Origin of the sequence: Stenotrophomonas sp. SMYL41, from assembly GCF_036319965.1 — a bacterium.
Taxonomy (GTDB): Bacteria; Pseudomonadota; Gammaproteobacteria; order Xanthomonadales; family Xanthomonadaceae; genus Stenotrophomonas; species Stenotrophomonas maltophilia_R.
Map to the genome: position 1 here is coordinate 122,509 of NZ_JAWIRX010000003.1, position 26,924 is coordinate 149,432.

The following is a 26,924-nucleotide window of genomic DNA, read 5'->3' on the forward strand; positions in this document are numbered from 1 at the left end:
TCGCATACCAGTACGCGTGCGTGAAGAGCGCTTCATTCGAAGCTGAATTCTTCATCCAGAGCATCCGGGAGCACCTGCGTGCTTCGCGAAAGGTACATGCGCGCTGCACGCGCGCTCGACACCGACTTGCCTAGGGTGAACGCACATTCCTGAGTGACCACCTCCCGTGAACCTGCAGACCTTGCCTTCAACGCCGTACCGCATGCTTGCCGACAGCTGCCAGTTTGAGCTGCTGGATGTGGATGCCCTGCAGGATCCGGCCAGTGGGCGCCTGCTCCACCTGTACTCGCTGGTTGCGCGCTGCCTGTGCTGCGAAACGGTATTCAAGGCAGAGGAAGGGCAGGGCCTGGTCAGCCACACCGCCGCGCGGGTGGTGCGGTGCCCCACAGGCTGTGGCCAGCAGGCGTTCAAACCCGCGTTGCTGCGTACCTGGCAGCCACATCACGTCGCCCAGGCCTGAAAGTGCCGATACCGGGTCACAGTACCCCGGGATTGCCGCGCCAGACCGCGAAGTTGAGCGCAGAGGCGAACGATATCCAGGCCAGGTAAGGCAGCAACATCACTGCCGCACCGCGGTGGATGCGGGCGAAGGCAACGATCGTTGCGCACACCAGCGTGATCAGTACCAGGATGTCGACGAAGGCCAGCGCGCCCAGCTTCCAGCCGAAGAACAGCCAGCTCCATAGCGCATTGACGGCCAACTGCAGCAGATAGAGCACCAGGGCCGGTTGCGCGTTACGCCAGCCGCGTTCGCGCCAGACCAGCCACGCCGCAAGGGCCATCATTGCGTAGAGCAGGGTCCATACCGGGCCAAACACGCTGGCAGGCGGTGCCCAGGCGGGCAGGGCGAGGGCAGCGTAGAAGTTGGCGGCGGATGTGGATGCCCACGCGCCGACTCCCGCCGCCGCAAAAGTGACCATGCTCCATCCCAGAAGACCCAAAGCCTGTGAACGCCGCTTCATTCCGTACCGCTCCGTCATGCCTATACCCGTGCATACGAACAGAAGCGGCACATGGATGCAGCCCGGGTGCGATCAGTCTGAAGTGCCTCCGACGCTGCCACCCTGGCTGGCAGGCAGCAGCGATGGCTGCTGATCGAACCATTCGCGCGCCTTGGCCAGATGCCACTGGCGCTGGTCGCCATTGAGTTCGATGCCGGCGCCCAGCAGCCCCCAACGCAGGTAGAGATCGCCACGCTTGCGCTGCTCCAGAAGATCCAGCCGCGCACGTACCGTCAGGCGATCATTCTCGGCCTCCAGTCCGTCGATCAGCAGATGGCCCGGACGCCAGCGCAGCGTGGCCTGTGCATCGACCTGGCCAGAGTCGAGCAGTGACAGCGTCCAGCGCGGATAGTCGGTGCGCTTGGCGAACACGGCCAGCAAGGGGCGTGCATCGCTCAGGGTCAGATCGGTGGTAGCGTCCACCTGGAACGGGGACTGCGCGTCGATGCGGCCCCGCTTGAACACGGCACGGCCTTTCCACGCGCTGTTGGAATCGGTGCCCGCCACCTGCACATTGCGCAGCTCCACGGTGGTGCCGGACAGATCGAAATGGCGCTGGTTGAAGTCGCCGCGGCGAAGCGTCGCATTCACGTCGACATCGCCGCCCAAGTCCAGGCCCGCAACGTTCGCGCTGGCATTGCGGCCCAGCAGCCGCGCGGTGCCGTGGCCGACGCGGCCATCGGTGTCGAGCGTGGCGTCGCCGCTGAGGCTGCCGGTGCCACGCAGCAGGCGCACCTGTTGGGAGCCAAGGTAGCGGTTGTAAGCGGCCAGGTCCGGAATGGTCGCTTGGCTGAAGCGCAGCCGCGCACGAACGCCCTTGCGCAGTTCCTGCAGGCGTCCATCGCCAGCGAGGTCCACGGCCAGGTCGCGCCCGTCGAACAGCCGCACGTCCTGGGCATCGCTGGGCCGCGCGGTGAAGCGGGGCAGCCGGATGGCCAGCTGTGCCTGGTTGGGGCTGCCTGCCTTCAGCTCGCCATGCGCGCTGGCGGTACCGGCCAGGCGCACGCCGGCCACTTCGGCCACTGCTGCGGCCGAGGGAATGTCCACGGTGCTGCCTTCGATCAGTCCGCCATTGCGCAGGCGCAGATCCGCCTTCAGCGTGCCACCGCCATCGAGCTGCAGCCATGGCTTGCGCACGAACAGGGCAGGGATCCAGTTGAGCGAGGTGAAGGCCCATTCGCCTCGAACGGTACCGGAGCTGCGCTCCAGCAGCTGGGCAGGGTGCTGGAACGGGATCTCGCGCCCGGTGATGTGCAGATCGGCATCGATGCCGGCGGCCGAATCCGGGCGTGGCGGCAGGCGGGCCTGCAAGCGCAGGTCGTTGGCCACACTGAGCTGCAGGGCCAGCACGCCGCGATCGGGCGCGCCATCGCCGAGGAAGAGCGGTACCTGCCAGAGTGCGTGGTCACCGGGTTGCAGCTGGCCATCGATCAAGTGGAGCGCCAGCTGCAGGTGTCCGGCCACGGGCGCGCTGGAGACCTTCGGCGATGTTGCATCCGTATCCATGCGCAGGCCCTGGCTGCGCGCATCCACCTCAAGTTGCGCATGCAGCAGCTTCAACTTGGCCAGGCCGGGCGCCTGGTCGCGATAGTGGCGCGGATAGCTGAAGCGCGCGGTCAGATCCATGTCGCCCAGCAGCTGCACGCCGTCATAACTGGTGTCTGCTGCGCTGAACGAGACCTCGGAATCGAACAGCTCGGACGGCCCGCCACGCAGTTGCTTGAGGAACCCCACCGTGCCCTGGCCCTTGCCGATGATCAGCAGCTTGCCGAGCCGGGTACTGCGAATACTGTCGCTGTGGATGGCGTCGAAACGCAGGTTCCAGCCCTGGTCGCTGCGCGGGGGCGACGGAATGGCCTCCTCGACGCGGCTGATCTCGGCAGACACGCCATTGGCCTGCAATCGGGGAACCCGCACTTCGCGGCGGAACAGGGGCAGCACGGCCAATCGGGCGCTGGCACGCTCGGCATGCAGCACGTAGACGGTGTGGTTGACGTGGCCGCGCATGTGCACGTTCCAGGCAATCACATGGCCCGGCAGCAGCGTGATGGCCGGGCCGGTCGTCATCACGAACTTGTGCGGCTTGCGGTTGGTGACCTGGTCGAACAGCGGGGTATTGAGGAAGATGTTGCCGGCCAGCAGGTAGAGAACGTACACGCCCAGCAGGAGGTAACCAGCGACGCGCCATCGGCGGAACCGGTGTGGAGTGCGCGCGGGAGTGGGGGACATGTACTGCTCTAGAGGCCGGAATTTGCTCAACTATTGCGGAACTGATGGCGGTGGCGCGTGAAGCGGGTGCGGGGCACGTGCTGGATTCTGCTAGTGTCCGCCTTGCCCACTATGCCGAACCGCGGGGAATCGCATGGAGATCCGAGCTGCCACCGCCGGTGACTTCGACGCCATGTGGGCGATCTTCAAGGCGGCCATTGCGACGGAGGATTCGCTTCCGTTCGCCGGCACCTTCGAGGCCGGAACCTTTCGGAGCCACTGGTTCGGGGTGCAGCCGGCCTTTGTGGCCGTTCTGGAGGGGCGCGTGGCCGGAATGTACAAGATGGGTGCCAACTTCCCGGACCTGGGCGCGCACGTCGCCAGTGCCACCTACGTGGTCGACCCGCTGACGCAAGGGCGTGGCGTCGGGCGGGCGCTGGTGGAACACAGCTTGGATCGCGCCAGATCGGAGGGGTTCCTGGCCATGCAGTTCAACTACGTGGTCAGCACCAATGCGCCAGCGGTTGAGCTGTACCGGAAGCTTGGCTTCGCCGTGGTCGGGACGCTACCGGCGGCGTTCCGGCATCGGGCGCTGGGGTTGGTTGACGTATATGTGATGCACCGGTTCCTGTAGGTCGACGCAGGGCAGGGGCTCACGGTGAGCGGGCGACACTGCTTCCACGCACGAAGGCCGCTGCCAGCCGCAGTGCATCGTTACTGCCACGATCGCCGCGCAGCGCGTCGGCCAGTCGGCCGGGCGTGACGCCGGTCCAGCGCACCAGGTCATGCGTGGCATGGGCCTGGTCGCTGTAACCGTGGCGCGCCGCAGCGGAGGCGATGCTGGTGGCTTCTCCATCCAGCGTGTGCAACAGAGCCTGCAGCCTGCAAACCCGGGCATATTCTTTCGGGGTCATGCCCACGGCCGCCAGAAAACGCGACTGCAAGCCACGCAGGGACATGCCAAGCCGCCGTGCCAGTTCGGCGATGCGCAGAGCGCCTTCCGCTGCATCCAGTCCCGCAACGGCCAGTTCGATGCGCTCGTCCAGCGCGAAGCCGGCACAACGATCCCGCAGCACCTGCCAGAGGGGCTCGGGCGTTCCGCTGGCGGCGCTTGCCCGCGCGGCGGCGCTGAAGGTCTCGGCAAAGATGGCATCCAGCGTGTACAGGTCCGGCGCCTGGTCGCGAAGCCCGGGCAGGCGGACGCCGGCAATCAAGGCGCTCGCGGCCGGCTGCAGGCGCACGCCGATGCAGGAAACCGGGCCGACAGCCTGCAGACGAATCGGGCCGCATTGCTGTGCAGCGAAGCAGAACGGCAGATCGGAGCGGATCCGGCCATCTGCCCCATGAAGATGCAGCGGCACGCCCAGTTCCGCCAGCAACTCGCAGCGGCCATCGGGATAGATGACCTGCACGTCATGGCCGGGGGCTTCGTCCCGCAGCCACCAGAGGCACTGGACATGACGGCGCAGGTCGCCGGGGGCAGGGTGCTCGCGGTAGTCCATGCGGCATCGGACGCCATCCTGCGCATTTTTACAAGCGCCCTTGGCGGCCCTGCCGCTAGCCTGCAGCCAATCCATCCAGGAGGTCTGTACATGTTGAAGTCGAAGGTGGCGGTGCTGGGCGCAGGCCTGGCGTTGGGAAGCGGCGCGGCCATGGCTGCACCGGCCGAGTTCGATTGGCTGGCCGGGCATTGGTGTGGCGGCACCGAGGAGCGCAGGCTTGATGAGGTCTGGCTGCCCGAGGCCGGCGGCGCATTGCTTGGGATGTCGCGCACGCTGAGCCACGGCGATATGGAGTCATTCGAGTACATGCGCCTAGTGCCTGCAGGCAAAGCGGCTGGCCTGCATGTGCAGCCCAATGGCGTGGCGCCAACCACATTCGTCATTGCTGACCACGGCGAAAACTGGGTGGTGTTCGAGAACCCGCAGCATGACTTCCCGAAGCGCATCGAGTACCGGCGTGATGGCACTGCGCTGAAGGCGAGCATCTCCGGTCCGGCAGATGATGGGAAGATCCTGCGGATTCCGTTTGACTATCGTCGTTGTGGGGATTGAGTGGGCAAGATGGCCCAAGGTGAGGCTTTGGGATCTGAGGGCTGGGAAGGCTCCGGTCGCTTGGGCGGCGATCCCGCTGTGAACATAATATACATTATGCGAAATCGAATATCCGCCAAATCTGGGCCTTTGTCGGCTCAGCGTGGCAATGGCTGGCCTCTGGCTCGGCTCTTGCCTCCGCCCTCAGTCCCCGGCCAAGGATGAGATCGCGGCATGATTGAGTTCGACCCGCACCAACGCATCGACTTGACCGGCCCTTGGGCCGGTTGTATTGTTCATCGCAAACACTCTTAGTGTGCCATTGCAGAGATTTCAGCTTTTGAGGCAGACAATTTCAGTGCAAGACGGCCGGTTGCAGACATTTGTTGTTGCTGGCGGCCGCAAGGTAGAAATTACTGATGCGCAAATGCCGCGCCATAGAGTGTGCATTCTTGCTGCAGGATCATCACCTATCTAGCTTCAGCGCTATCGAGATCGGTAGGCCTTCTGAACTAGGTCTGGCAAGCCTGGGCGCATCTGGCCGCGGGACCGGATCCTCGACCTAGGGCTGTGACAGCGTTGTGCCGGATGTCTCTAGATTACGCCTCGACGGTCCAAAATCCGATCTGATCTGCACCCTACCCCAGTCGGCAATTTCCTTGGTCCGCCCCTGGCATGGCGCGCTGGTTCGTGCAAGAGCTTGTTGTGGATTGGTGGAGGCTGGCTATCCGTCAAGACCTGTGGATGCCAGCCACTCGTTAACTCGAGGTTCGCGTCGGGTGCCAGTTCGATCACCTGTCTTTGACTGCGCCCGAGCCCATAGCCGCCGTGGGTTACGAACTGATAGAGCTTCTTCCCGGCAAGACTGTGCGCTGACAGGAATGACGCAATAACTGGCGGCAACGACTCCCCCAAGATGGGATAGCCGAGCATCACCGTGTGGTAGCGATCAATGGATCGCTCATTTGTAGCCAAGGGCGGAAGGTAGCCTTGCTCGCGCTCACGCCTAGCCTGCTCAACCGTTTGAAGGTAACCAGCGCTGGCGCATCGTTGACACCATCGCCAACCATGGCCACCGGTGCCGACTGAGCCAATTCAGCGACCAACGCAGCTTTCTGCTCAGGCGTACATTGGCGCGCACCTCTTGGATGCCCAGCACCTTGGCCACCGAGGCGGCCGCGCCGGGGTTGTCTCCAGAAATCATGACGGTGCGTAGACCCAGCGCGTGCAGCCGTTGCACGGCCGCAGCTGCACCCAGACGCGGTGGATCCTCAAAGGCCAGTATGCCGAGCAATTGCGGATGATCGGTGCCCTGCTCTGCCAGCCAGGACACCGTGTGGCCGGTCTGGCTGAGTAGGTCGGCCCGGGTCTGCAATGCCGTGAGCGCCACGCCATGCTCAAGCATCATACGGGTACTGCCCAGCAACAGGTTCCTGCCATCCACCTTGCCGGTGATGCCACGGCCAGGCACCGCCTGCACGTCGCGTGCGAGCGGAATGGCGCGCTGGCCCATTGCGCTCAGTACAGCCTTGGCCAAGGGATGCTCGCTGCCTTGCTGCAGGGCCGCCGCCAACGGCAACAGATCGGCCGCGTGGCCACGGGTGGCAGTTTCTTCGGTAAGTACCGGACGTCCTTGGGTCAAAGTGCCTGTTTTGTCGAAGGTCACCACCTTTACGGTACGTGCCACTTCCAGCGCTTCGGCATCCTTGACCAGAATGCCCGCTCGGGCGGCCACGCCGGTGCCGGCCATGATCGCGGTCGGGGTCGCCAACCCCAGCGCGCACGGGCATGCGATGACCAGCACCGCTACCGCGCTCAGGATCGCCTGGTTCCAATCACCCGTTCCCAGACCCCAGCCGAGCAGCGTGAGCAAAGCCAGGCCGATCACTACCGGCACGAAGGTCGCGCTCACCCGGTCCACGGTTCGCTGAATAGGTGCCTTCTTGGCCTGTGCATCCTCCACGAGGCGAATGATCCGGGACAACGCGGTTTCGGCGCCGATGGCCAGTGTGCGTACCAAGATGCGGCCTTCGCCATTGATAGCCCACCGGTGACGCGATCGGCCTCCCCGCGCGCCACGGGCATGGACTCCCCGGTGATCAGGGGCTCATCGACGTGTGTGCGGCCCTCCGCGATCACGCCATCCACGGGGATGCGCTCGCCTGGCCGCACACTGACAATGTCCGAGACGGCAACCTCGCGCTCTTGTCCGTCCTGATACACGCGTGCGGTGGCTGGCCGCAGTGCTTGCAAGGCCCGGATCGCTTGCGTGGTCTGTTGCTTGGCGCGGGCCTCTAACCACTTGCCCAGCAGGATCAAGGTAATGATGACCGCCGAGGTCTCGAAGTACAGCGCGGCATCGCCGTGGTGTCCGGCATCATTGAACAAGTGATAGACACTCAACCCATAACCGGCGCTGGTCCCCAAAGCGACCAGCAGATCCATGTTGCCCGTGCCGGCGCGAAGGGCGTGCCATCCGGCGCGATAAAAGCGCGCACCGATCCAGAACTGCACCGGCGTTGCGAGCAAGAACTGCATCCAGCCCGGCAGCATCCAGTGCTGACCTGCGACCCATCCCAGCATCGGGACGACCAACGGCAGGGACAGGGCCGCAGCGATCAGTAGTTTGAGGGTGTCACCACTGAGCGCCTGGCGCGCCGGCGCTGTATCGATCTTGCCTTCCAGTGTCTGCGGTTCGATCGCGCGATAACCCGCTGCGCTGACGGCGGCAACCAGAGATGTGACCTCCACCAGTGACGTGGCCCGTATGCGCGCACGCTCGGTGGCCGGATTGACCGACACCTCCATCACGCCCGGCACAGCACGCAGCGCACGCTCTACCCGTGCCACACATGAAGCGCAGGTCATCCCTTCGATGATCAGATCCCGCTCCTGGCTCGCAACCTCATAACCGGCCTGCTTCACCGCCGCGATCAAGGCGGGCAACGCGGCCGCCGGCGCGGTTACCTCGGCCACTTCTGTGGCCAGATTGATCGAGGCATCGCTCACGCCGGCAACGGCCCGCAAGCTGCGCTCTACCCGGCCTACACATGAGGCACAGATTATGCCGGCGACACTGAAGCGATGGATGTCCGCAGGCGCCGGCTGCGGCGGGGTGAGCGCTATGTCCATGGAGTAAGGGCCAATAGGAACGAGCAGCTAGCCTGAGCCTTCCCATGATGGGAAGGTCAACAGGAAGGTCGGCAGGGATTCGTGAGAAAAACAGCCGAATCGTCTCTAACACCATGATTCAACGAGGAAACACCCCTCGACGTCAGGCAGTTCGTGGATTACAGACCTAGGCTTGATTGAACCAGAAGCCGCGTGACACAGGCATTCCTGGAGTACTGCTCAGGCACGCGTGCCCTTCTTGAATATTGGATTCAAGAGTTTCCACGCTCCTGACCCAACGGAAACCTTCAAGAAGGCTCTGACCGTCGCCTGATCCATTGCAGTAGTTCCTCGTGCGGGATCGTACGTCCAGCGTCGACGTCGGCCATACCCTCGCGGGTCCGCCGTTCCTTCTCTTCCTCGGTCAATCCCGGAAGGAGTGCTAGTAGCTTATCTTCAGGGCTCATAGGCCGATGAGCTGTGCTCAAGTTGGCTTGATTCTCGTGAAAAAATATGGGCAGGATCTGGGGATCATCCAAGCCCGCCGGCAAAGGCAGAGATACGTCGTGGACCGCCAAGTCGATGATGACGTCCAAATCTGAGCATAAGGGCTGTATGGCGGTGGTCACCAGACGAGCCGCCCGCTCGGCGAAAGCCAGGTCCACCACCAGCCAGATCAACAGACCGGGAGGCTGTTCGACGCCCCCTGACGAGTGAGTTTCCAGGAGATAGGCCGACGAGACGAAGTCGGCGTGCTCAAGGCTGCCGCTGATGGCCGGAGCGAGCCAAGCCGGCGCGGCCTGGGCAGGTCTCACCGCGAACTCCGCCGGCGCGAGACGTTCCACCCTGGCCAGAAAGCCCGTATCCAACAATGTCGCAACCTCTTCCGGGTACAGGACAACGCCGCCGTAGTTGGGATTGAGCATCAACGTCGCGCCGCGAGTACCGGTTAGCAGCTCACGGCCTGAAACTCCCAGAATTCTGACAGCAGACGAGCTGGCCGCCTGCGCCTTGTCGAGCGAGGTAAAGAAAGGGATCGCATCGAAACCGTCAGGATGGCGGAACTGGACCAGCCGCAGTGTCTGCGCGTCGTCCGAGATGGGCGCATGCACGTACACGATCGCATCCATCAGTCGCTTGAAGAATGCGCGTTCCTCGGCTGCACTGTCGCGGGCCCGTTCAAAGGAAGCCTCCAGCGCTGTCTCCGCAGACGTAGTCCCTCTTCCACGCGGCCTGCTCGGTTGCTTCATGGTCAGATGCGATGAGGGCCAAGCGGGTACCCGGAGAACCAATCCGCCTCGATCTCGCTGCTCAGGTAGGGTCGTACGAAGGCCGACTGGGTCAGCGCTCGCAGCCGCTCTTCGTGCTCAGCAATCGCCTCGATGTCGCTGACGGTTGGATAGTGCCGCAGCAGTCGATATGCCTCTTGCCGCACCTCTTTAGGCACGGCTTGGCTGGCCGCTAGCTGCCTGAGGAACGCGCCCGCCTGCAGCACATTGCGGGTGCGCTCAGATGGCATCGTCATGACATCAAGAATGACTAGCACTAAGGAATGCTTAGCTTATCGCGTTTGTGGCCGGCCAGGGCACGGTGCAACTACAGACCTTGCGATTCCTGTATTAATGTAATATAATCAATAACTTAATTCGCATAAGTGAGCGTTATGTCCATGGAGTGAGGGCCAATAGGAACGAGCAGGTAGCCTGAGCCTTCCCATGATGGGAAGGTCAACAACGCGGGACGGATCACCACTCAACTTGCCTGTCGTTTGACCTTCCCACCGTGGGAAGGCTCATCGTGACACCGTCGGCAAACCGCCGATGCTTTTGGAGGGTTGTCCATGAATCTCGTTGTTGAAGGTATGACCTGTGGTCACTGTGTCCGAACGGTCACCCAAGCCATTCAGGCCCTTGACCCCCACGCCCAGGTGGTCGTCGATCTGGGCAGTGGCGTGGTCAAGGTCGAGGGCCTGCTTGCCGTAGAACAGGCGGTTGAGGCCATCCAGCGGCAAGGCTATGTGATCGCCGCCGTGCTTCTTTCTGAGGCTGGTACGCCGGCCGCCCCGGCCGCATCCTCCTGCTGCGGCGGATGCCACCGCTGAGTCCGCGCGAGAGCTTGATCCTGATCAATGCCAGTCGGCCCCAAGAGGGCCAGACTGGCCATCATGAGAGCTCGCACGTCCCCTGCCCTGATCTGCCCAGCGTCCGCAGGGGCTGCTTCGGGCGTGCGGGAGCTGTCATGGTGAAGCTGCTGAGGCGATGGCGGCGACCCCGTTCTCGTGCCCGACTGGCATGGCTGGGACTGTGGGCGCTGCTGCTGCAGCAACTGGCGTTGGTGGCCTACGCCTGTCCGCTGGAATCGGTGGAAGTTGGACAAGCGATCCTGATGGTCGGTTGCGAAGAGATGTCCACGCCGGATCCCGATGCTCCGGCGTTGTGCGACCAGCATTGCCAGCGCGATCACATCGCCACGGCCGATGCGAAGGCCCCTCAAGTGCCTTACCAGCCCGCGCTGGCCGCCTTCGCGCTGGTGCAGGCTCTGTTGCCACCGGTACACGCGCAGTTCTATCGGGATGTTCCGGTGTGCGTGTCCGATCCGCCTCCCCTGCAGCGCTTCTGTAGCCTGCTGATTTAAGCCCCCTCCTGGATTGACCCGTGCTCGTGCTGCATGCGTTGCAGCGCGCTCGTTGTCGTTTCCCGGAGGTCTTATGGAGATGTCTTTCTTCTTGCGTGCAAGGCGCAAGATGGCGTGTGGGTTCGTGTTTGCCCTGGCGCTCAGTGGTCCTGTGCTGGCGGCATCGCCCGCTATCCCGATCAGCTACACAGAAGCCCTACAACGGGCGCTTGCTAACGCCCCAACCCTGCAGGTGCGCCGATCGCAGATCGATGCCAGTACCGAAGAAGCCGCGCGTGCTGGCGCGCTTCCCGACCCACGTTTGATCGTGGGGCTGGCGAACTGGCCCGTCAGCGGACCCGATGCCTTCAGCCTGCGGGCCGATGAGATGACCACCCAGCAAGTCGGTTTGATGCAGGAGTTTCCTGCGCGTGCGAAACGACGTGCCGAGCACGCGTTGGCGCAAGCGACGCTGGCGCAAGCGCGCTCACTGTCGATGGCCGAACAGCAGATGGTGGCCCAAGCGGCCGCGCTGGCCTGGATCGAGCTGTGGAGTACGCAGCAAGCCGTAGATGCGTTGGAAGGTCTGCGCGAGCCGGCCCGTATAGCCGAGCGTGCGGCGCGTGCTCGCTTGGCAGGCGGCACGGCCGGGGCCAGTGATGTGCTTGCCGCCCAGGCCGCCCTACTGCAGTTGGACAATCGCCTGGAGCAGGTACATGCGGAGCACGCCGCCGCGCAGGCCGGCCTGGCGCGGTGGTTGGGTATTGCACCAGAGGCGATCTTGGCCAGTGGTGCGGCACCGGATTTTTCGCAGTTGCCATTGGAGCCCACCCAACTGCTGGCCAAACTGGACCAACACACGCCACTACTGGGCTGGGAGGCACGCGAGAGCTTAGCCCAGGCCCAGGTGGATGCGGCCGTGGCCGAAACCCGCCCGGATTGGAGTGTGGAGCTCACCTACGGACGTCGCGAGCGCGCACCCGACGGCATGGCGCGCAGCGACATGCTCATGGTGGAAGTGGGTGTGGGCCTGCCGCTGTTCCAGAAGAACCGCCAAGCACGAGGCATCGCGGCACGGCGGGCCGAGCTGGAGGCGGTGTCCGCAGAGCGCGATGAGGCCCGGCGCATCCAAGCCGAGTCGGTGCAACGCGCGATAGCGCGATGGCGCGGGTTAACCGGCCAGTTGGAGCGCCAGAACACGCAGAGCCTGCCTTTGGCGCGCGATCGTGCACGCACGGCGTTGGCCGCCTACGGCGCCGGTGCCGACCTGCAGCCGTGGCTGGAAGCGCGGCGCGATGAGATCGAATTGCACCTGGAGAACGCCCGTCTGCTGGGCGAACAGGGCCGTGCCTGGGCGGCACTGGCCTATCTGCTACCCCATGAGGAGAACACGCCATGAGCCCGACCAAGACGCGTCTCACACAGCTCGCCGTGGCCCTCGGGTTGCTGGCGCTCGGCTTTGCCGGCGGCTACGCCTGGATGACTCGAACCTCTGATACCACCCCGCCCCCCGGCACGAGCGTCGCAGATCAAGCACGCAAGGTGCTGTACTGGTACGACCCCATGGCGCCAGAGCAGCGATTCGACAAGCCGGGCAAATCTCCGTTCATGGATATGGAGTTGCTGCCCAAATACGCAGATGAGGCCATAGGGGGCGGAACGCAGATCGATCCGCGCCTGCAGCAGAACGTGGGCATACGCACTCAGGAAGTGACGGTAGAGTTACTAGGGACTGCCGTACGCGTGCCGGGCACACTGACGTGGGATCTGACCCAGGAAAGCGTGATCAGTGCGCGCATGGAAGGCTTGATCACCCACGTGCAGGTAAAGGCGCCGTTTACCGAGGTTCGTCGTGGTCAAACGCTGGCCACCGTGCAGGCCCCGGCATGGAACGCGGCCATCGCCGAAGCACATGCCCTGAGCCAAGCTCAGTCCGCGGGCGCGCGTGAGCTGCAGGGTGCGGCGCAACAACGGTTGCGTTCGTTGGGTGTTCCTTCTGGCGCCTCGGCCAGAAGTGGCGTCGTGCTTAGCGCAGACCACAGTGGTGTCGTGACCGAGATCCTGGCACGCGAGGGACAGACGGTGATGCCCGGTACGCCACTGTTCAAGATCAATGGGCTGGACACGTTGTGGCTGGAGGCCTCGGTACCCCAGGCAGCGCTGGGCACCTTGCGGCCGGGGACCTCAGTGCAGGCCACGGTCAGTGCCTGGCCGGCAGAGCGCTTTGCCGGACAGATCCAGGCGTTGCTTCCCCAGATCGACATGGCTAGTCGCACGCAGCGGGCGCGAATTGTGCTGCGCAACCCGCAGCGTCGGCTGGTGCCGGGCATGTTCGCCGAGGTTCTGGTGCAGCCCGACGCCGAGCAGGCCCTGCCAGTCGTTCCCACGGAGGCGCTGATCGCCACCGGGCGGGACAGCCGGGTCATCGTGCAGGATCCGGACGGGAGCTTCCGGCCAGTGCGGGTGAGTGTGGGACGTAGCGTGCAAGGGCGCACGCAGATCGTGGCAGGCTTGGCCGGTGGTGAACGCGTGGTCGTCTCGGGTCAGTTCTTGCTCGACTCCGAAGCCAGTCTCTCCGGTGCGTTGGAGCGCCTGGGTGCTGCACAACCGACACGCCCTGCCAGCGCATCAGGTGTGCACGAGCGCCATGACGCCGGGCACGAACCACGCACTGTCGTGCCGTCACCGTCCAGACAGCCGGCGCCTGTCGCGCCAGACACCTCCACCTCTACGCCGCCGCGCTGCCCGGTGCAGTACTGGTATGACCCGATGGTGCCGGAGAAGCATTTCGACAAGCCGGGCAAGTCACCGTTCATGGATATGCAGTTGGTACCCAAGTTCGGCCCCGCCGCAGCCGCTGATTGCCAGGCAAGCGAGGTCATGTCCGAAGCGATGGAGGGCACACCATGATCGCGCGCCTGATCCATGCTTGCATCGCCAATCGCGTGCTGGTGCTGGTTGCCGCCGCGCTGCTGGCGGTGGTCGGTATCTGGTCGGTAAAGAACACGCCGCTGGATGCGCTGCCGGACCTGTCCGATACCCAGGTCATCATCCGCACGCAATGGGCGGGGCAAACCCCGCGCATCATCGAAGACCAGGTCACCTACCCGTTGGCCACCACGATGTTGTCCGTGCCGGGCGTGAAGGCGGTACGCGGCTTCTCCTTCTTCGGTGATTCATTCGTCTACATCCTGTTTGACGATGCCACTGATCTTTACTGGGCGCGCTCTCGAGTGCTCGAGTACTTGAGCCAGGTACGCGATCGACTTCCGCCGAATGTGAATCCGGCGCTGGGTCCTGATGCGACAGGACTGGGCTGGATCTACCAGTACGCCTTGGTGGATCGGACAGGTCAACGTGATGTGGGGCAGCTGCGTGCGTTGCAGGACTGGTTTCTTCGTTATGAGCTAAAAACCGTGCCGGACGTGGCTGAAGTAGCCAGTGTGGGCGGTGCGGTGCGCGCCTGGCAGATCCAGCCCGATCCGCAGGCGTTGGCGGCCCGTGGACTGACGGTGGCCGAGCTCATCGAGGCGGTGGATGCGGCCAACGGCGCTACCGGGGGCTCGGTGATCGAACAAGGCGAAGCCGAACTGATGGTGCGCAGCGAAGGCTACCTGCGCACACAGGAGGCGTTCGAACAGGTGCCGGTAACCGGCAACGACGGCATCCCCGTCCTGCTCGGCGAGGTGGCCACGATCAGTCGCGGGCCGGTCTTCCGTCGTGGTATCGCAGAGTTGGATGGTCAAGGTGAGGTGGCCGGCGGCGTGATCGTCCTGCGGACCGGCAAGGATGCCTTGGGGGCCATTCGGAACGTCAAAGCGCGACTGCAGGCGTTGCAATCCAGCTTGCCCGAGGGCGTGGAAGTGGTGCCGGTGTACGACCGCTCCGAGCTGATCCAGGATGCGGTACGCAACCTCACCCACAAGCTTGGCGAAGAGTTTCTGGTCGTAGCGCTGGTATGCCTGCTGTTCCTGTGGCACCTACGCTCGGCGTTGGTGGCCGTCATCACCTTGCCTTTGGGTATCCTGGCGGCCTTCATCGTGATGCACGCCCAGGGGATCTCCGCCAACTTGCTGTCATTAGGCGGCATCGCCATCGCCATTGGTGCGATGGTCGATGCAGCGGTGGTGATGATCGAAAATGCACACAAGCATCTGGAGCACTGGCGGGAGGCGCACGGCCGGGAACCTCAGGGTGAGGAGCGCTGGCAGCTGATGGCCCGCTCGGCGGCCGAGGTCGGACCGGCCCTGTTCGCCAGCTTGCTGGTCATCACCCTGTCTTTCGTGCCGGTTTTTGCCCTGCAGGCGCAGGAAGGGCGATTGTTCTCGCCTCTGGCCTACACCAAGACCTACGCGATGGCCGCCGCAGCAGGGTTGTCGGTGACCTTGATCCCCGTCTTGATGGGCTACCTGATCCGCGGCCGCATCCGCCCGGAACAGCAGAACCCCATCAATCGCATCCTGATCGCTGGCTATCGGCCCATCCTGCTGTGGGTCCTCAAACATCCCGGTGTCACCTTGCTGCTCAGCGGCCTGCTGCTAGTGCTCACCTTGATCCCCTTTAGCCGGTTGGGCAGTGAGTTCATGCCGCCCTTGGAAGAAGGCAGCCTGTTGTACATGCCCACGGCCCTGCCCGGCCTGTCCGCCGACAAGGCCCGTCAGTTGCTCCAGCTCTCGGGCCGGATGATCAAGACCGTACCGGAGGTTGAGCACGTGTTCGGCAAGGCGGGCCGTGCCGAAAGTGCGACCGATCCGGCACCGATCGAAATGTTTGAGACCACCGTGACCTTCAAGCCGCGGGATCAATGGCGCCCGGGCATGACCCCCCAGAAGCTACGCCAGGAGTTGGACGCAGCGGTCAAGATTCCCGGTCTGACCAACCTATGGGTCCCGCCCATTCGCAATCGCATCGATATGTTGGCCACCGGCATCAAGAGCCCGATTGGGATCAAGGTCTCCGGACCCGATGTGGAGCAGATCGAGCGCCTGAGCCAGCAGATCGAGCAGGTGGCCAAGACTGTGCCCGGCGTGAGTTCGGCACTGGCCGAACGCGTCACGGGTGGGCGCTATGTCGATGTACAGGTGCGCCCGGAAATCGCTGCACGTTACGGATTCACTCAAGGCCAACTCCAGCAACTGATTGCCACGGTCGTTGGCGGTGATCCAATCGGGGAAACGATCGAGGGGCGCGAACGCTATCCCATCGTCTTGCGCTACCCCCGTGGCCAGCGTGACTCGTTGCAGGCCTTGCAGGATCTGCCGCTGATCGCGCCAGGCGGTGTGCAACTGACCTTGAGCCAGGTGGCGGAGCTGTCAATCAGCCCAGGCCCGCCGATGCTCAAGAGCGATAACGGCCGGTTGGTGGGCTACATCTACGTGGATGTGGCCGATCGCGACTTGGGATCGGTGGTCCAGGACCTGCAAGCCGCGGTGCAGACCCAGGTGAGTTTGCCTGCCGGCTATGGTCTGGCGTGGTCGGGGCAGTACGAGTATCTGCAACGGGCTTTGGCACGCCTGCAATGGGTGGTGCCCGCGGCGTTGGCGATCATCTTCCTGGTCATCTGGATGGTGTTTCGCCGGCTTAGCGATGTATCCATCATCCTGCTCAGCTTGCCCTTGGCGTTGGTGGGCGGTTTCTGGTTGATCTGGGGGCTGGGCCATGCGATTTCGGTGGCCAGCATGATCGGATTCATCGCCCTGGGCGGCGTTGCGGCTGAGTTCGGCGTCATCATGCTGCTGTACCTGCGTCATGCCTGGGAGCAGCGCTTGGCCAGCGGTGCGCCGGAAGATGTGTCTACCCTGCAAGAGGCTATCTACGAAGGCGCCGTGCAACGGGTGCGCCCGAAGGCGATGACGGTAGCCGTCATCCTGGCCGGGTTGTTTCCGCTGTTCGTTGGTGCCGGTGCCGGCTCGGAGGTCATGCAACGTATCGCCGCGCCGATGCTGGGTGGCATGCTCACCGCACCGGTGCTCTCTATGGTGGTGATTCCCGCAGCGTTCTATCTGGTGCGGCGACGTGGATTGCGCGCGGCGCGGGGCGACCAATGAGAGACAGACTGAGCACCTGAGGTCCGTCCCCACAAAAAGACGCGAGTCATGGAAGAAGTCATGACTGGCGTCAAAGGGGAGAGTACCGCCTACGTGCCTACTTGTCAGTGCCCGGCGTGCGGGGAAATCTCAAAGCTCAGCGACGCCCGATCCGACACAAAATCCAAAGCCTTTTGTGTAGAGGGCACCATGTGATTGGTGTGGATGTACCAGGTCTTGGCGGTGGTCACCTGGAAACTGGCTTGGCCTTGGGCATCGGTGCGCAGGAGCGTAGCGCTACCGTGCCCGCCCTTGACCGGTGCATCAGCACGATGACCGACGTACACGCGTAGGTTGGGCACTGGCGTGCCCTGCTGCAGCACTTGGAACGACAGCTGATCGCCGACCTTCACGCTTCCAGGATTGCGGGTCAAGCGGATCTCCAACGGATAGCCCAGCGAGGCAGCGAAGTCGTCGGTCAGTTTCGTGCCCACCTGTCCAATGGCACGGGCATGCTTGGTATAGCTATAGGTGACCCCTTTGGGGAACTTGCTTGCGTCATAGGTGGCCAGCGTATCGGGCAAGTCTTCCAGCTCCAGGTACTTGCCGAACTCGCTGGCCGTACGTGTGCTGGTGGAAGCCATCGTCGAGACACCCAGCAGATAGGTGCCCTCGCCCGCCGGATGGACGGTGAGCTGGCTTTGCTTGCCGATCTCTTTCCAACTGGCCAGGTCCGGGGCGGCCTTGGCACCGTCCTGGCTCAGCGAAACGTCCTGTAGACGCGCTCGGGTGACTGCGCCAGCACTTTCATCGAAGGTGCCGTTGTTCACCAAGGCGGTGTTCGCCTCGCCCGCTGCGGTGCCAGGCTTGGAGAAAGCGACAAACAGGTCGTGCGCACCGGCACTGCCGGCCACAGCGAACAGCAGTAGTGTGGCGGATAGTTGCGTGTTTCTCATGATGTGTAGCTCCTCGTGATCGTGGCTTACCAGTGGTAACCAAAGCGGACATTCCAGCGACGACCCAGCAAGTCGTACGTCATGGTGTCGGTGTTGGCGTTGGGGTTGGGGTTCAGCCGAGATACGTGTAAAAATGCCCCATAGAATCCGATTTCCTTTGTGGAATCATGTGGTTGCCGGATTAAAAACGCTTCGCGTGGTCTTTACCCACGATCACGCCCTTTCCCGGCGAATGCCGTGTCGGCAACAGCCTGTTCGGGTTTCAGCTGCGCCAGTAGCTGCTCCAGTGTTTCCAGACGCACACCGGCGCGCAAGGCGTCAGCTTCGGCTTGCTCGCGACGTTCCCGTTCTTTGGTCGCTTCGGCGCGAGCGCTGGTCAGTTCGACCCGCGCAGCCTCTAAGGCCTGTACGTCTTCGGCCCACCGTCCCTTCAGCGCCTGATGCTCTGCGGCCGTCAGCCGCAAGGCATCCAATTCCTTCTGCTGGACCTCGATGCCGCGGCGGGCATCGGCCAGTTCTCGCTCCAAGCGCCCGTGGCGCTCCAGCCACTGGCCGTTGTCGCGGTTGAGCTGCAGGAGTTCGTGGTTCTTGGCGGTCAGCGCCTCGTTGGCCTGGCGCAGCGCCACCTGCAGCTCTTGCACCTGGTGCTCGTGGCGGCGCTGTTCCTGCTCGCGTTGTTCTTTGACTGAGGTCCGGTAGTGCTCCAGCCCCTCGCGGGCGTGGGTGTGCTTCTCTTCCAGCGACTGCACGTGGGCCTCGTGCTCGGCAAGGCGGGCGGTCAGTCCGGTGATGCGCTCGCCGAGCTGGGCGACTTCGGTAATCCGCTCGGCCAACGCCTGCCGGTCCGAAGCATGGGCGCTCCGCGCGTCGTGCAAGGCCGTTTCGGTCCGCTGCAACTGGTCGCGCAGCGCGGTCGCTTCCTGCCGGGCCCGTTCCAACGCGTCGCTGCGCTCCTGCAACTGCGCCGCCAAGCGCTGCTGAGCTTCGGTGATCACCGCCTCGGCTTCTTCGTGCAGCCGCGCCGCGAGCCGACCGACCAGATCCTGCAGGGCATCGCTGATCGCCACCTTGGCGCCGAGTCCCTGGCCCTCTTCTTCGTCCAGTTCCTTGAGGTAGCGGTGGATGGTGGTCTTGGAGCCGGTGTTACCCAGTGCCACCCGCACCGCGTCGACCGACGGGTGCTTGCCTTGCGCCCGCAGGGTGTCGCGGGCCTTCTGTACCTCGCTCTTGTACAACCCGCCGCGGGCCATGGCCGCCTCCCAGACTATTTCGTAACGTATTACATACCACGTAATTACGTACCGTTCAAACCGGAGAATGGCCGAAAAGAGAGCCACAAATTAAAGCGGGATAATAGTGGTTTATCCCGCCTCAGGCTCCGCCCGACGCGTCAGACAGACGTCACGCAGTACGAAACCACCCAATCCCCGGGAACTTCCGGAATGCGCCGCGCTTCCAAGCAGCAGTCCGCAGCGTTATGCTCACTTGGCAATGCTCTCTTCCTTGGCCCCTGTCACGCGTAACCAGCGCTCGTTTGCTCGGGTTGTTGCCGCGTTGCATTGCGAGGGTCACCGATGAAGCTGCGTGCATTCCGGACCCGTTCGCTCCGCCTGCGCTTTGCCTGGCTGGCATTGCTGGCGCTGTTGTTCCAGCAGGTCGCGCTGGCCGCTTATGCGTGCCCCGTCAGCGAAACGCCCCCGGCGCCTCAGATGGTCATGGCTGGCTGCGAAGGCATGGAGATGCCCGATCCGCAGGCGCCGGCGCTGTGCGATCAGCACTGCCAGCGCGACCACGTCACCAGCCCGGACGCAAAGGCGCCACAAGTGCCTCCGCTGGCCCTGCCACCGTTGCACTTCGCTTTGACCTCGGCCTTGCTGCCGCCGGTGGAAGCCCAGTACTACGAAGACGTGCCCACCTGCCGGTCCGACCCACCGCCGGCGCAGCGCTTCTGTAGCCTGCAGATCTAGACCCCGACCGCGACCCGTTCTCGCGCTGCCGATGCCGGCGGCGCGCTCGTCGTTGCGTGTTCGGAGGTCTCATGTCTCTTTTCTTTCCATTGCGCCGCTGGTGCGGCAACCGTCGTCGGCCTACCGCGTGGTGGCTCGCCCTCGGCTTGGTTCTTGTTCCCGGTTGGTCCGCGGCGACCGATCTGTCCTTTGACGATGCACTGCGCATCGCGGCCGAGCGCGCCCCGATGCTTCAGGCGCGCCAGTCGCAAGTGACGGCGGGTCGCGAAGAAGCGGCCCGCGCAGCCGCCTTGCCCGATCCCCAGCTGAAACTGGGCCTTGCCAATTGGCCAGTCACCGGCGCGGACGCGTTCGACTTCCGCACCGACGACATGACCATGAAGCAGGTCGGCGTGATGCAGGAATTCCCAGCCCGTGCCAAGCGCCAGGCGCGTCAGGCGGTGGCCGACCGCACCGTCGAACAGGCGCAGGCGCTGTCGGTAGCCGAACGACTCGCCGTGCGTCAGGCCGTGGCGCAAGCCTGGATCGCCCTGTGGGCGGCACAACGGGAAGTCGCGGCGTTGCAAGCGCTGCGGGAGCCGGCCGACGTCGCCGTCCGCGCCGTCAAGGCACGGCTCGCCGGCGGCACCGGTTCGGCTGTCGATGCGATGGCGACGCGAAATGCCGCGCTTGAACTGGAGAACCGCATCGACGCCGCCGAGGCGTCGCTGGAAGCCGCGCGTGCCGGCTTGGCGCGCTGGCTGGGCGAAGACCCGGCAGCGCTGCGCATCGAGGGCGCACCACCGGAACTGACGGGACTGCCGGTCGCCCCGGCCGCGCTGCTGGCCTCGATCGATCGGCAGGGGCCGCTGCTGCCGTGGCACTCGCGCGAAGCGATGGCCGAGGCCGAAGTGTCCGCCGCCATCGCCGAGAAGCGGCCGGACTGGAGCCTCGGCGTGACCTACGGGCAGCGCGAGCGCACGCCCGAAGGCGTGCCACGCAGCGACATGCTGATGGTCGAGTTCGCGATCGACCTGCCGCTGTTCACGCGTGATCGGCAGGATCGCGGCGTGGCCGCGCGGCGGGCCGAGTTGGACGCGGTGGCCGCCGAGCGCGAGGACGCCCGTCGTGCGCAGGCCGAACGCGTGCGCAAGGCCCTGGCTGAATGGGAAGGACTCAAGCGGCAAGTCGCCCGCAAGGAAACCGAATCCCTCCCGCTGGCCCATGACCGCGCGCAGACGGCGCTGGCCGCCTATGCCGCCGGCGCCGGCCTGCAACCGTGGCTGGAAGCGCGCCGCGACGAAATCGAACTGCACCTCGAACACGCCCGCCATCTGGGCGACCTCGGCCGCGCCTGGGCAGCGCTGGCCTACCTGCTGCCCGAAGAGGAACCCTCACCATGACCTACACGATGAACCGAGTGGCGATGATCGCCGCTGCGGCCGCGCTATTGGTGGTCGGTTTAGCCGGCGGCTACTGGTGGGCCCGACGTGGCAGCGGCCACGACATGGCGATGGCCGATGCGCCGGCGGCCGAAGCTGGCGAGCGCGAGGTCCTGTACTGGTACGACCCGATGGTGCCGGACCAGCACTTCGACAAGCCGGGCAAGTCGCCCTTCATGGACATGCAACTGGTGCCCAAGTACGCCGACGAAGTCGCCGGTGGTGGCATCAGCATCGACCCGGGCCTGCGGCAGAGCGTGGGCATCCGCACCGAGGCGGTCGAGGTCGGCCGGCTGACGGCCACCGTGCGCGTGCCGGGCACGCTGGCCTGGGATCTGCGTCGGGAGGCCGTGGTCAGCGCGGTGACCGAAGGCCTGGTGAGCCGGGTGCGGGTCAAGGCGCCGTACACGAAGGTCGCGCGGGGTCAGCCGCTGGCGGCGCTGTTGGCACCGGGCTGGAGCAGTGCCTTGGCCGAAGCGCAGGCGCTGCGGCAGGCGCAATCGACAGCGGCGCGGGAACTGCGATCGGCCGCGCAGCAACGGCTGCGCGTGCTCGGCGTTCCCAGCGGCCTGGGCCGCGATGGCAGCGTGACCTTGAGCGCGCCGCACGATGGTGTCGTCACCGAAGTGCTGGCCCGCGACGGCCAGGCGGTAATGCCGGGCACACCCCTGTTCCGCGTCAACGGCACGGCCACGTTGTGGTTGGAGGCGGCGATTCCTCAGGCCGACGTGGCGCGGTTGCGACCGGGCACACCGGTTGAGGCGGTCGTCAGCGCGGTGCCGGGGCAGACCTTCAGCGGCGAAGTCGAGACGCTATTGCCGCAAGTCGATATGGCCAGCCGCACGCAGCAGGCCCGCATCGTGCTGCGCAATCCCGACGGCGTATTGGCGCCGGGCATGTTTGCCGAGGTGACGGTGCAGCCCGAAGGGGGCGCACCGGTGGCGTTGGTGCCGACCGAGGCGCTGATCGCCACCGGCACGGACAGCCGCGTGATCGTGCAGGAGGCGGACGGCGGGTTCCGTCCGGTACGCGTGCGCACCGGGCGCAGTGCCGGCGGCCGCACCGAGATCCTCGCCGGACTCACGGGCGGCGAGCGCGTGATCGTATCCGGCCAGTTCCTGATCGACTCCGAGGCCAGCCTGTCGGGGTTGCTCGGACGTCTCGAAACGGCCAAGACGTCCAGGGCCGCGGGCCAAGCGGTTCTGCATGAAGCCGAGGCCACCGTCGAGGCCATCGCGGACGGAAAGATCACCCTCGAGCACGACCCGTTCCCGACATTGAACATGCAGGGCATGACGATGGCGTTTCCGCTGGCGAATCCGGACGTGGCCAAGGGCCTCAAGGCTGGCGACCGCGTACGCGTTTTCGTCCGCTCCGACGCCAAGGGACTGACGGTGGAACGGCTTGAGCCGATCGAAGAACGCGCGGGAGAGCAGCCATGATCGCCCGGCTGATCCGCGCTTCCATCGCCAACCGTGCCCTGGTGCTGATGGCGGCCATGCTGCTCGCGGCCGCCGGCCTGTGGTCGATGTTGCACACGCCGCTGGATGCGCTGCCGGATTTGTCCGACACCCAGGTCATCATCCGTACCGAATGGCCCGGCCAGACGCCGCGCATCGTCGAGGACCAGGTCACCTATCCGCTGACCACGACGATGCTGTCGGTGCCCGGCGTCACCGCCGTGCGCGGCTTCTCGTTCTTCGGCGATTCCTTCGTCTACGTCCTGTTCGACGACGACACCGACCTGTACTGGGCGCGCTCGCGCGTGCTGGAGTACCTGAGTCAGGTGCGCGACCGCTTGCCCGCGGACGTCAGTCCTGCCCTCGGGCCCGACGCTACCGGCCTGGGCTGGATCTACGAGTACGCGCTGGTCGACCGCACCGGCCAGCACGATCTCGGACAATTGCGCGCCTTGCAGGACTGGTTCCTGCGCTACGAGTTGAAGACCGTGCCCGACGTGGCCGAAGTCGCCAGCGTCGGCGGCATGGTGCGCGCCTGGCAGATCGTGCCCGATCCGCAGGCGTTGGCGGCCCGCGGCATCACCGTGGCACAGGTGATCGATGCGGTCGACGCCGCCAACGGTGCCACCGGCGGTTCGGTGATCGAACAGGGCGAAGCCGAGTTGATGGTGCGCAGCGAGGGCTATCTGCGCAGCCGCGAAGAGTTCGAGCGCGTACCGATCAGTAGCACCGCCACCGGTGTGCCGGTCCTGCTCGGCGAGGTCGCGACGGTCACCCGCGGTCCCACCTTCCGGCGCGGCATCGCCGAACTCGACGGCGAAGGGGAAGTGGCCGGTGGCGTGATTGTGTTGCGCACCGGTAAGGACGCGTTGAGCGCGATCGAGAACGTCAAGGCGCGGCTGAAGCAGTTGCAGATCAGCTTGCCGAAAGGGGTGGAGATCGTGCCGGTCTACGACCGTTCCGAGCTGATCCATCAGGCGGTGCGCAACCTCACTCACAAGCTGGGCGAGGAGTTCCTGGTGGTGGCGCTGGTGTGCGCGCTGTTTCTCTGGCACCTGCGCTCGGCACTGGTGGCAGTGGTCACGCTGCCGCTGGGTGTGCTCGCGGCCTTCATCGTGATGCGCTATCAGGGCATCACCGCCAACCTGCTGTCGCTGGGCGGCATCGCCATCGCCATCGGCGCGATGGTAGACGCCGCGGTGGTGATGATCGAGAACGCACACAAGCACCTGGAACACTGGCGCGAAATCCACGGGCGCGACCCGGAGGGCGAGGAACGCTGGGAACTGATGGCCGTCTCGGCCAGCGAAGTCGGTCCGGCGCTGTTCGCCAGCCTGCTGGTGATCACCCTGTCGTTCGTGCCGGTGTTCGCACTGCAGGCCCAGGAGGGCCGGCTGTTCTCGCCGCTGGCCTATACCAAGACCTACGCGATGGCGGCCGCCGCCGGTTTGTCGGTGACGCTGATCCCGGTGCTGATGGGTTACCTGATCCGCGGCCGCATCCGCCCCGAGCAGACGAACCCGATCAATCGCGTGCTGATCGCCGGCTACCGGCCGGTGCTGGATTGGGTCTTGCGGCATCCGCGGCTGACCTTGGGTTTGAGTGGGGTGTTGCTGCTGCTCACCGCCATTCCCTATGCACGGATCGGTAGCGAGTTCATGCCGCCGCTCGATGAGGGCACGCTGCTGTATATGCCCACGGCGCTACCCGGCCTGTCGGCGGGCAAATCCGGGCAGCTGCTGCAATTGAGCGATCGCATGATCAAGACCGTGCCCGAGGTCGCGCACGTGTTCGGCAAGGCCGGCCGCGCCGATACGGCCACCGACCCGGCGCCGATCGAGATGTTCGAAACCACGGTGACGTTCAAGCCGCGCGACCAATGGCGGCCCGGCATGACGCCGGAGAAGCTGCGTCAGGAGCTGGATGCCGCGGTGAAGATCCCCGGCCTGACGAACCTGTGGGTGCCGCCGATCCGCAACCGCATCGACATGCTCGCCACCGGCATCAAGAGCCCGATCGGCATCAAGGTGTCGGGGCCGGATACCCGGGTCATCGAGCAGATCAGCAACAAACTCGAACGCTTGGCGAAAACGGTGCCCGGCGTGAGTTCCGCGTTGGCCGAGCGCGTGACCGGCGGTCGCTACGTCGATGTCCGCATCCGTCCGGACGTCGCGGCCCGCTATGGCTTGAGCCAGGCCCACCTGCAGCAGCTCATCGCCACGGTGGTCGGTGGCGATCCCATCGGCGAAACCATCGAGGGGCGCGAACGCTATCCCATTGTGGTGCGCTACCCGCGCGGGCAACGCGATTCGCTGGCGGCGCTGGCGCAGTTGCCGCTGGTCGCTCCGGGGGGCGTGCAACTCACGTTGGGGCAAGTGGCCGACCTGACGCTGACGCCTGGTCCGCCGATGCTCAAGAGCGAGGCCGGGCGCCTGGTTGGTTACATTTTCGTCGACGTTGCCAGCCGGGATCTCGGTTCGGTGGTGAAGGACCTGCAGCAGCGCACGGCAAAGGACATCCAGCTGCCGCCGGGTTACGGCATCGCCTGGTCGGGCCAGTACGAATACCTGGCGCGGGCACTGGCCCGCTTGCAGTGGGTGGTGCCGGCTGCACTGGCAATCATCTTCCTGCTCATCTACCTGGTGTTCCGACGTTTCAGCGAGGCAGCGATCATTCTGCTGAGCGTGCCGCTGGCGCTTGTCGGCGGGCTGTGGCTGATCTGGATGCTGGGCCATGCCATCTCGATCGCGACCTTGATCGGCTTCATCGCACTGGCCGGCGTGGCGGCCGAATTCGGCGTGATCATGCTGCTGTACCTGCGCCACGCTTGGGAGCAGCGCCTCGCTGCCGGCGAACCGGAAACTCTCGCGACGCTGGAGTCGGCGATCCGCGAAGGCGCGGTGCTGCGCGTGCGGCCGAAGGCGATGACGGTTGCGGTGATCCTCGCCGGCCTGCTGCCCTTGTTCATCGGTGGGGGTGCCGGCTCGGAAGTCATGCAGCGCATCGCCGCACCGATGATCGGGGGGATGGTGACCGCGCCCCTGTTGTCGATGCTGGTCATTCCGGCCGCGTACCGCCTGCTGCGTGGTCGCACCTTGTCCCGAACTTCGTCCGCCGCGCCGCCGGCGGGCGCCGCGACGTGAGTGGCGCGTTGGGTCCACTCACTCCTTGCGTTGGAGATTCGTCATGAACCGTTCTCTAGTCATCGCTCTTCTCACCATCGTCGGCGGGTTGCTGAGCGCCTGCACCTCATTGAATCCGGCGTACCGGCTCGGCACGGTCTCGACCGTGTCGGGCAGTGATCTTCAGGTGTGCTCCGGCCCGAAAGACACCCCGCCCAGCGCCGGACAGGCCGTGCAACTGGTGCGGCGCGAGCAGTTCGGTAATCCGAAGTTTGCGCCCACCTTCCGCGAGCGCCGTGTCGGTAAGGCGGAAATCGGTACGTCGGTCTCCGGACGCTGCGTCGAGGCTCGTTTGGTGCAAGGCAAGGCACGCCGATACGACCAGGTATTCCCTGCGCTGGGAGATGCCACGCCCAAGTGAAATCGCTTCTTCGTTTCGTGGCAGCCGAATGTGCCGCCACTGCGTGTTGTTCAAATCCCGCTCAACCAACCAAAGGAGATCCACATGAAACTTCAAGCCGTTCTGTTTTTCACCGTCCTGCTGGCCGCCTGTTCGCAACAGCCCGGCAACGCGGAAGATCAACCCATGCCCGAGGCAACGCAGCAGCCGATGCCGAATGAAGCGCCGTCATCCGCCGACACATCGGCCACCGCAACCACAAGCGCCGCCGACATGCAGATGACCGAAGCCGAGCACAAGCAAATGGCCGGTGATGCCCAGGCGGCGACCATGGCCCTGGCGATGGGGACCGTCGAGTCAGTGGATGCCGCCGCCGGCAAGATCACCATCGCCCACGGTCCGGTCGAGGCATTGACGTGGCCGGCGATGACCATGGCGTTCAAGGCATCGCCGGAGCAACTGGCGTCGGCGAAGCCCGGTCAGAAAGTGGAATTCGAATTCGAGTCCAAAGGCGCGGATAACACCATCACCCGCATCACGCCGATGAAATAGGCCATTGCATCATTCCGAGAGGCGGCGCGTGGCTGCCTCTCGGTCCTCGCTTCG

At 64.9% G+C, this 26,924-nt stretch carries 24 protein-coding genes; 14 read left to right on the forward strand and 10 right to left on the reverse strand.

The genetic code is table 11. The features are described from left to right. The first annotated feature begins 166 nt into the window (after positions 1-166). Positions 167-460, forward strand: a complete 294-nt coding sequence (locus V3B30_RS04670) for a hypothetical protein (RefSeq protein ID WP_100472276.1) — start codon at positions 167-169, stop codon at positions 458-460. 16 nt (positions 461-476) lie between these two features. On the opposite strand, the gene V3B30_RS04675 is transcribed toward V3B30_RS04670, so the two are convergent. Further along, positions 477-962, reverse strand: coding sequence for a TspO/MBR family protein (locus V3B30_RS04675; protein ID WP_262082629.1), 486 nt, complete (start codon positions 960-962; stop codon positions 477-479). Between the two features lie 72 nt (positions 963-1,034). After that, positions 1,035-3,230 carry a hypothetical protein gene (locus V3B30_RS04680; RefSeq protein WP_262082628.1) on the reverse strand — a complete coding sequence of 732 codons (2,196 nt, stop codon included), beginning with the start codon at positions 3,228-3,230 and terminating at the stop codon, positions 1,035-1,037. A 133-nt stretch (positions 3,231-3,363) separates the two neighbouring features. Between V3B30_RS04680 and V3B30_RS04685 the strand changes: the two genes are divergently transcribed. Beyond that, positions 3,364-3,843: a GNAT family N-acetyltransferase gene (locus V3B30_RS04685; protein ID WP_262082627.1), complete on the forward strand. Its 480-nt coding sequence runs from the start codon at positions 3,364-3,366 to the stop codon at positions 3,841-3,843. Between the two features lie 19 nt (positions 3,844-3,862). Here the strand turns inward: V3B30_RS04685 and V3B30_RS04690 are convergent, their stop codons facing one another. After that, on the reverse strand, positions 3,863-4,678 hold the full coding sequence (locus V3B30_RS04690; RefSeq protein WP_329809634.1) for a helix-turn-helix transcriptional regulator: 816 nt from the start codon (positions 4,676-4,678) through the stop codon (positions 3,863-3,865). Between V3B30_RS04690 and V3B30_RS04695 the strand changes: the two genes are divergently transcribed. After that, positions 4,559-5,263: a DUF6265 family protein gene (locus tag V3B30_RS04695; protein WP_329809633.1), complete on the forward strand. Its 705-nt coding sequence runs from the start codon at positions 4,559-4,561 to the stop codon at positions 5,261-5,263. The two genes, V3B30_RS04690 and V3B30_RS04695, sit on opposite strands and share 120 nt — an antisense overlap. Positions 5,264-5,836: 573 nt before the next feature. Here V3B30_RS04695 and V3B30_RS04700 read toward each other — a convergent pair. From V3B30_RS04700 to V3B30_RS04720, 5 genes are all read right to left on the reverse strand, one after another. Then, a complete protein-coding gene (locus V3B30_RS04700) occupies positions 5,837-6,217 on the reverse strand; it encodes a flavodoxin (protein ID WP_262082612.1) in 381 nt (126 codons plus the stop codon). Positions 6,218-6,257: 40 nt separating this feature from the next. Continuing rightward, positions 6,258-7,262, reverse strand: a complete 1,005-nt coding sequence (locus V3B30_RS04705) for an HAD-IC family P-type ATPase (protein ID WP_329809639.1) — start codon at positions 7,260-7,262, stop codon at positions 6,258-6,260. Continuing rightward, positions 7,151-8,374 carry a cation transporter gene (locus V3B30_RS04710; protein ID WP_234368018.1) on the reverse strand — a complete coding sequence of 408 codons (1,224 nt, stop codon included), beginning with the start codon at positions 8,372-8,374 and terminating at the stop codon, positions 7,151-7,153. Before V3B30_RS04710 ends, V3B30_RS04705 begins: the two co-directional genes overlap by 112 nt. 287 nt (positions 8,375-8,661) lie before the next feature. Beyond that, entirely contained in the window at positions 8,662-9,603 is a 942-nt protein-coding gene (locus V3B30_RS04715) for an SseB family protein (RefSeq protein WP_049401588.1), read from the reverse strand. Between the two features lie 2 nt (positions 9,604-9,605). Then, the gene (locus tag V3B30_RS04720; RefSeq protein WP_223224794.1) at positions 9,606-9,899 is read right to left on the reverse strand and encodes a BPSL0761 family protein; all 294 of its coding nucleotides are present in this window, start codon (positions 9,897-9,899) and stop codon (positions 9,606-9,608) included. Between the two features lie 294 nt (positions 9,900-10,193). Here V3B30_RS04720 and V3B30_RS04725 point away from each other — a divergent pair, with 294 nt between their 5' ends. The 5 genes from V3B30_RS04725 (at position 10,194) to V3B30_RS04745 (ending at position 17,013) form a co-directional block, all read left to right on the forward strand. Next, the gene (locus tag V3B30_RS04725) at positions 10,194-10,454 is read left to right on the forward strand and encodes a cation transporter (protein ID WP_019184715.1); all 261 of its coding nucleotides are present in this window, start codon (positions 10,194-10,196) and stop codon (positions 10,452-10,454) included. A 137-nt stretch (positions 10,455-10,591) separates the two neighbouring features. After that, a complete protein-coding gene (locus tag V3B30_RS04730; RefSeq protein WP_107379584.1) occupies positions 10,592-10,987 on the forward strand; it encodes a hypothetical protein in 396 nt (131 codons plus the stop codon). Positions 10,988-11,111: 124 nt separating this feature from the next. After that, entirely contained in the window at positions 11,112-12,365 is a 1,254-nt protein-coding gene (locus V3B30_RS04735; RefSeq protein ID WP_329809630.1) for a TolC family protein, read from the forward strand. Then, a complete protein-coding gene (locus tag V3B30_RS04740; protein WP_262082611.1) occupies positions 12,362-13,876 on the forward strand; it encodes an efflux RND transporter periplasmic adaptor subunit in 1,515 nt (504 codons plus the stop codon). The genes V3B30_RS04735 and V3B30_RS04740 overlap by 4 nt, the downstream gene beginning before the upstream one ends. After that, positions 13,873-17,013 carry a CusA/CzcA family heavy metal efflux RND transporter gene (locus V3B30_RS04745; RefSeq protein WP_005413407.1) on the forward strand — a complete coding sequence of 1,047 codons (3,141 nt, stop codon included), beginning with the start codon at positions 13,873-13,875 and terminating at the stop codon, positions 17,011-17,013. The genes V3B30_RS04740 and V3B30_RS04745 overlap by 4 nt, the downstream gene beginning before the upstream one ends. A 104-nt stretch (positions 17,014-17,117) precedes the next feature. Here the strand turns inward: V3B30_RS04745 and V3B30_RS04750 are convergent, their stop codons facing one another. Both V3B30_RS04750 and V3B30_RS04755 read right to left on the reverse strand, forming a co-directional pair. Then, the gene (locus tag V3B30_RS04750; RefSeq protein WP_026070028.1) at positions 17,118-17,948 is read right to left on the reverse strand and encodes a DUF4198 domain-containing protein; all 831 of its coding nucleotides are present in this window, start codon (positions 17,946-17,948) and stop codon (positions 17,118-17,120) included. A 203-nt stretch (positions 17,949-18,151) separates the two neighbouring features. Then, positions 18,152-19,198 (reverse strand): DNA-binding protein, encoded by a 1,047-nt coding sequence (locus V3B30_RS04755; RefSeq protein ID WP_107431706.1) that lies wholly within the window; start codon positions 19,196-19,198, stop codon positions 18,152-18,154. 324 nt (positions 19,199-19,522) lie between these two features. Here V3B30_RS04755 and V3B30_RS04760 point away from each other — a divergent pair, with 324 nt between their 5' ends. The 6 genes from V3B30_RS04760 (at position 19,523) to V3B30_RS04785 (ending at position 26,870) form a co-directional block, all read left to right on the forward strand. Next, the gene (locus V3B30_RS04760; protein WP_107431705.1) at positions 19,523-19,915 is read left to right on the forward strand and encodes a hypothetical protein; all 393 of its coding nucleotides are present in this window, start codon (positions 19,523-19,525) and stop codon (positions 19,913-19,915) included. 71 nt (positions 19,916-19,986) lie between these two features. Next, complete coding sequence (locus V3B30_RS04765; protein ID WP_107379586.1) at positions 19,987-21,297, forward strand: TolC family protein; 1,311 nt, start codon at positions 19,987-19,989, stop codon at positions 21,295-21,297. After that, entirely contained in the window at positions 21,294-22,778 is a 1,485-nt protein-coding gene (locus V3B30_RS04770; RefSeq protein WP_107431704.1) for an efflux RND transporter periplasmic adaptor subunit, read from the forward strand. Before V3B30_RS04765 ends, V3B30_RS04770 begins: the two co-directional genes overlap by 4 nt. After that, positions 22,775-25,939, forward strand: coding sequence for a CusA/CzcA family heavy metal efflux RND transporter (locus V3B30_RS04775; RefSeq protein ID WP_107379587.1), 3,165 nt, complete (start codon positions 22,775-22,777; stop codon positions 25,937-25,939). The genes V3B30_RS04770 and V3B30_RS04775 overlap by 4 nt, the downstream gene beginning before the upstream one ends. Positions 25,940-25,982: 43 nt before the next feature. Then, positions 25,983-26,339 carry a hypothetical protein gene (locus tag V3B30_RS04780; RefSeq protein WP_046430565.1) on the forward strand — a complete coding sequence of 119 codons (357 nt, stop codon included), beginning with the start codon at positions 25,983-25,985 and terminating at the stop codon, positions 26,337-26,339. A gap of 84 nt (positions 26,340-26,423) precedes the next feature. Then, positions 26,424-26,870, forward strand: a complete 447-nt coding sequence (locus tag V3B30_RS04785) for a copper-binding protein (RefSeq protein ID WP_234368019.1) — start codon at positions 26,424-26,426, stop codon at positions 26,868-26,870. Positions 26,871-26,924 lie beyond the last annotated feature (54 nt).

Bases quoted from the DNA above. Each gene is read 5' to 3' on its own strand.
- V3B30_RS04675 (WP_262082629.1), bottom strand. From the start codon at position 962: ATGAAGCGGCGTTCACAGGCTTTGGGTCTTCTGGGATGGAGCATGGTC.
- V3B30_RS04680 (WP_262082628.1), bottom strand. From the start codon at position 3,230: ATGTCCCCCACTCCCGCGCGCACTCCACACCGGTTCCGCCGATGGCGC.
- V3B30_RS04685 (WP_262082627.1), top strand. From the start codon at position 3,364: ATGGAGATCCGAGCTGCCACCGCCGGTGACTTCGACGCCATGTGGGCG.
- V3B30_RS04695 (WP_329809633.1), top strand. From the start codon at position 4,559: ATGCAGCGGCACGCCCAGTTCCGCCAGCAACTCGCAGCGGCCATCGGG.
- V3B30_RS04710 (WP_234368018.1), bottom strand. From the start codon at position 8,374: ATGGACATAGCGCTCACCCCGCCGCAGCCGGCGCCTGCGGACATCCAT.
- V3B30_RS04715 (WP_049401588.1), bottom strand. From the start codon at position 9,603: ATGAAGCAACCGAGCAGGCCGCGTGGAAGAGGGACTACGTCTGCGGAG.
- V3B30_RS04725 (WP_019184715.1), top strand. From the start codon at position 10,194: ATGAATCTCGTTGTTGAAGGTATGACCTGTGGTCACTGTGTCCGAACG.
- V3B30_RS04730 (WP_107379584.1), top strand. From the start codon at position 10,592: ATGGTGAAGCTGCTGAGGCGATGGCGGCGACCCCGTTCTCGTGCCCGA.
- V3B30_RS04740 (WP_262082611.1), top strand. From the start codon at position 12,362: ATGAGCCCGACCAAGACGCGTCTCACACAGCTCGCCGTGGCCCTCGGG.
- V3B30_RS04745 (WP_005413407.1), top strand. From the start codon at position 13,873: ATGATCGCGCGCCTGATCCATGCTTGCATCGCCAATCGCGTGCTGGTG.
- V3B30_RS04750 (WP_026070028.1), bottom strand. From the start codon at position 17,948: ATGAGAAACACGCAACTATCCGCCACACTACTGCTGTTCGCTGTGGCC.
- V3B30_RS04755 (WP_107431706.1), bottom strand. From the start codon at position 19,198: ATGGCCCGCGGCGGGTTGTACAAGAGCGAGGTACAGAAGGCCCGCGAC.
- V3B30_RS04760 (WP_107431705.1), top strand. From the start codon at position 19,523: ATGAAGCTGCGTGCATTCCGGACCCGTTCGCTCCGCCTGCGCTTTGCC.
- V3B30_RS04765 (WP_107379586.1), top strand. From the start codon at position 19,987: ATGTCTCTTTTCTTTCCATTGCGCCGCTGGTGCGGCAACCGTCGTCGG.
- V3B30_RS04770 (WP_107431704.1), top strand. From the start codon at position 21,294: ATGACCTACACGATGAACCGAGTGGCGATGATCGCCGCTGCGGCCGCG.
- V3B30_RS04775 (WP_107379587.1), top strand. From the start codon at position 22,775: ATGATCGCCCGGCTGATCCGCGCTTCCATCGCCAACCGTGCCCTGGTG.
- V3B30_RS04780 (WP_046430565.1), top strand. From the start codon at position 25,983: ATGAACCGTTCTCTAGTCATCGCTCTTCTCACCATCGTCGGCGGGTTG.
- V3B30_RS04785 (WP_234368019.1), top strand. From the start codon at position 26,424: ATGAAACTTCAAGCCGTTCTGTTTTTCACCGTCCTGCTGGCCGCCTGT.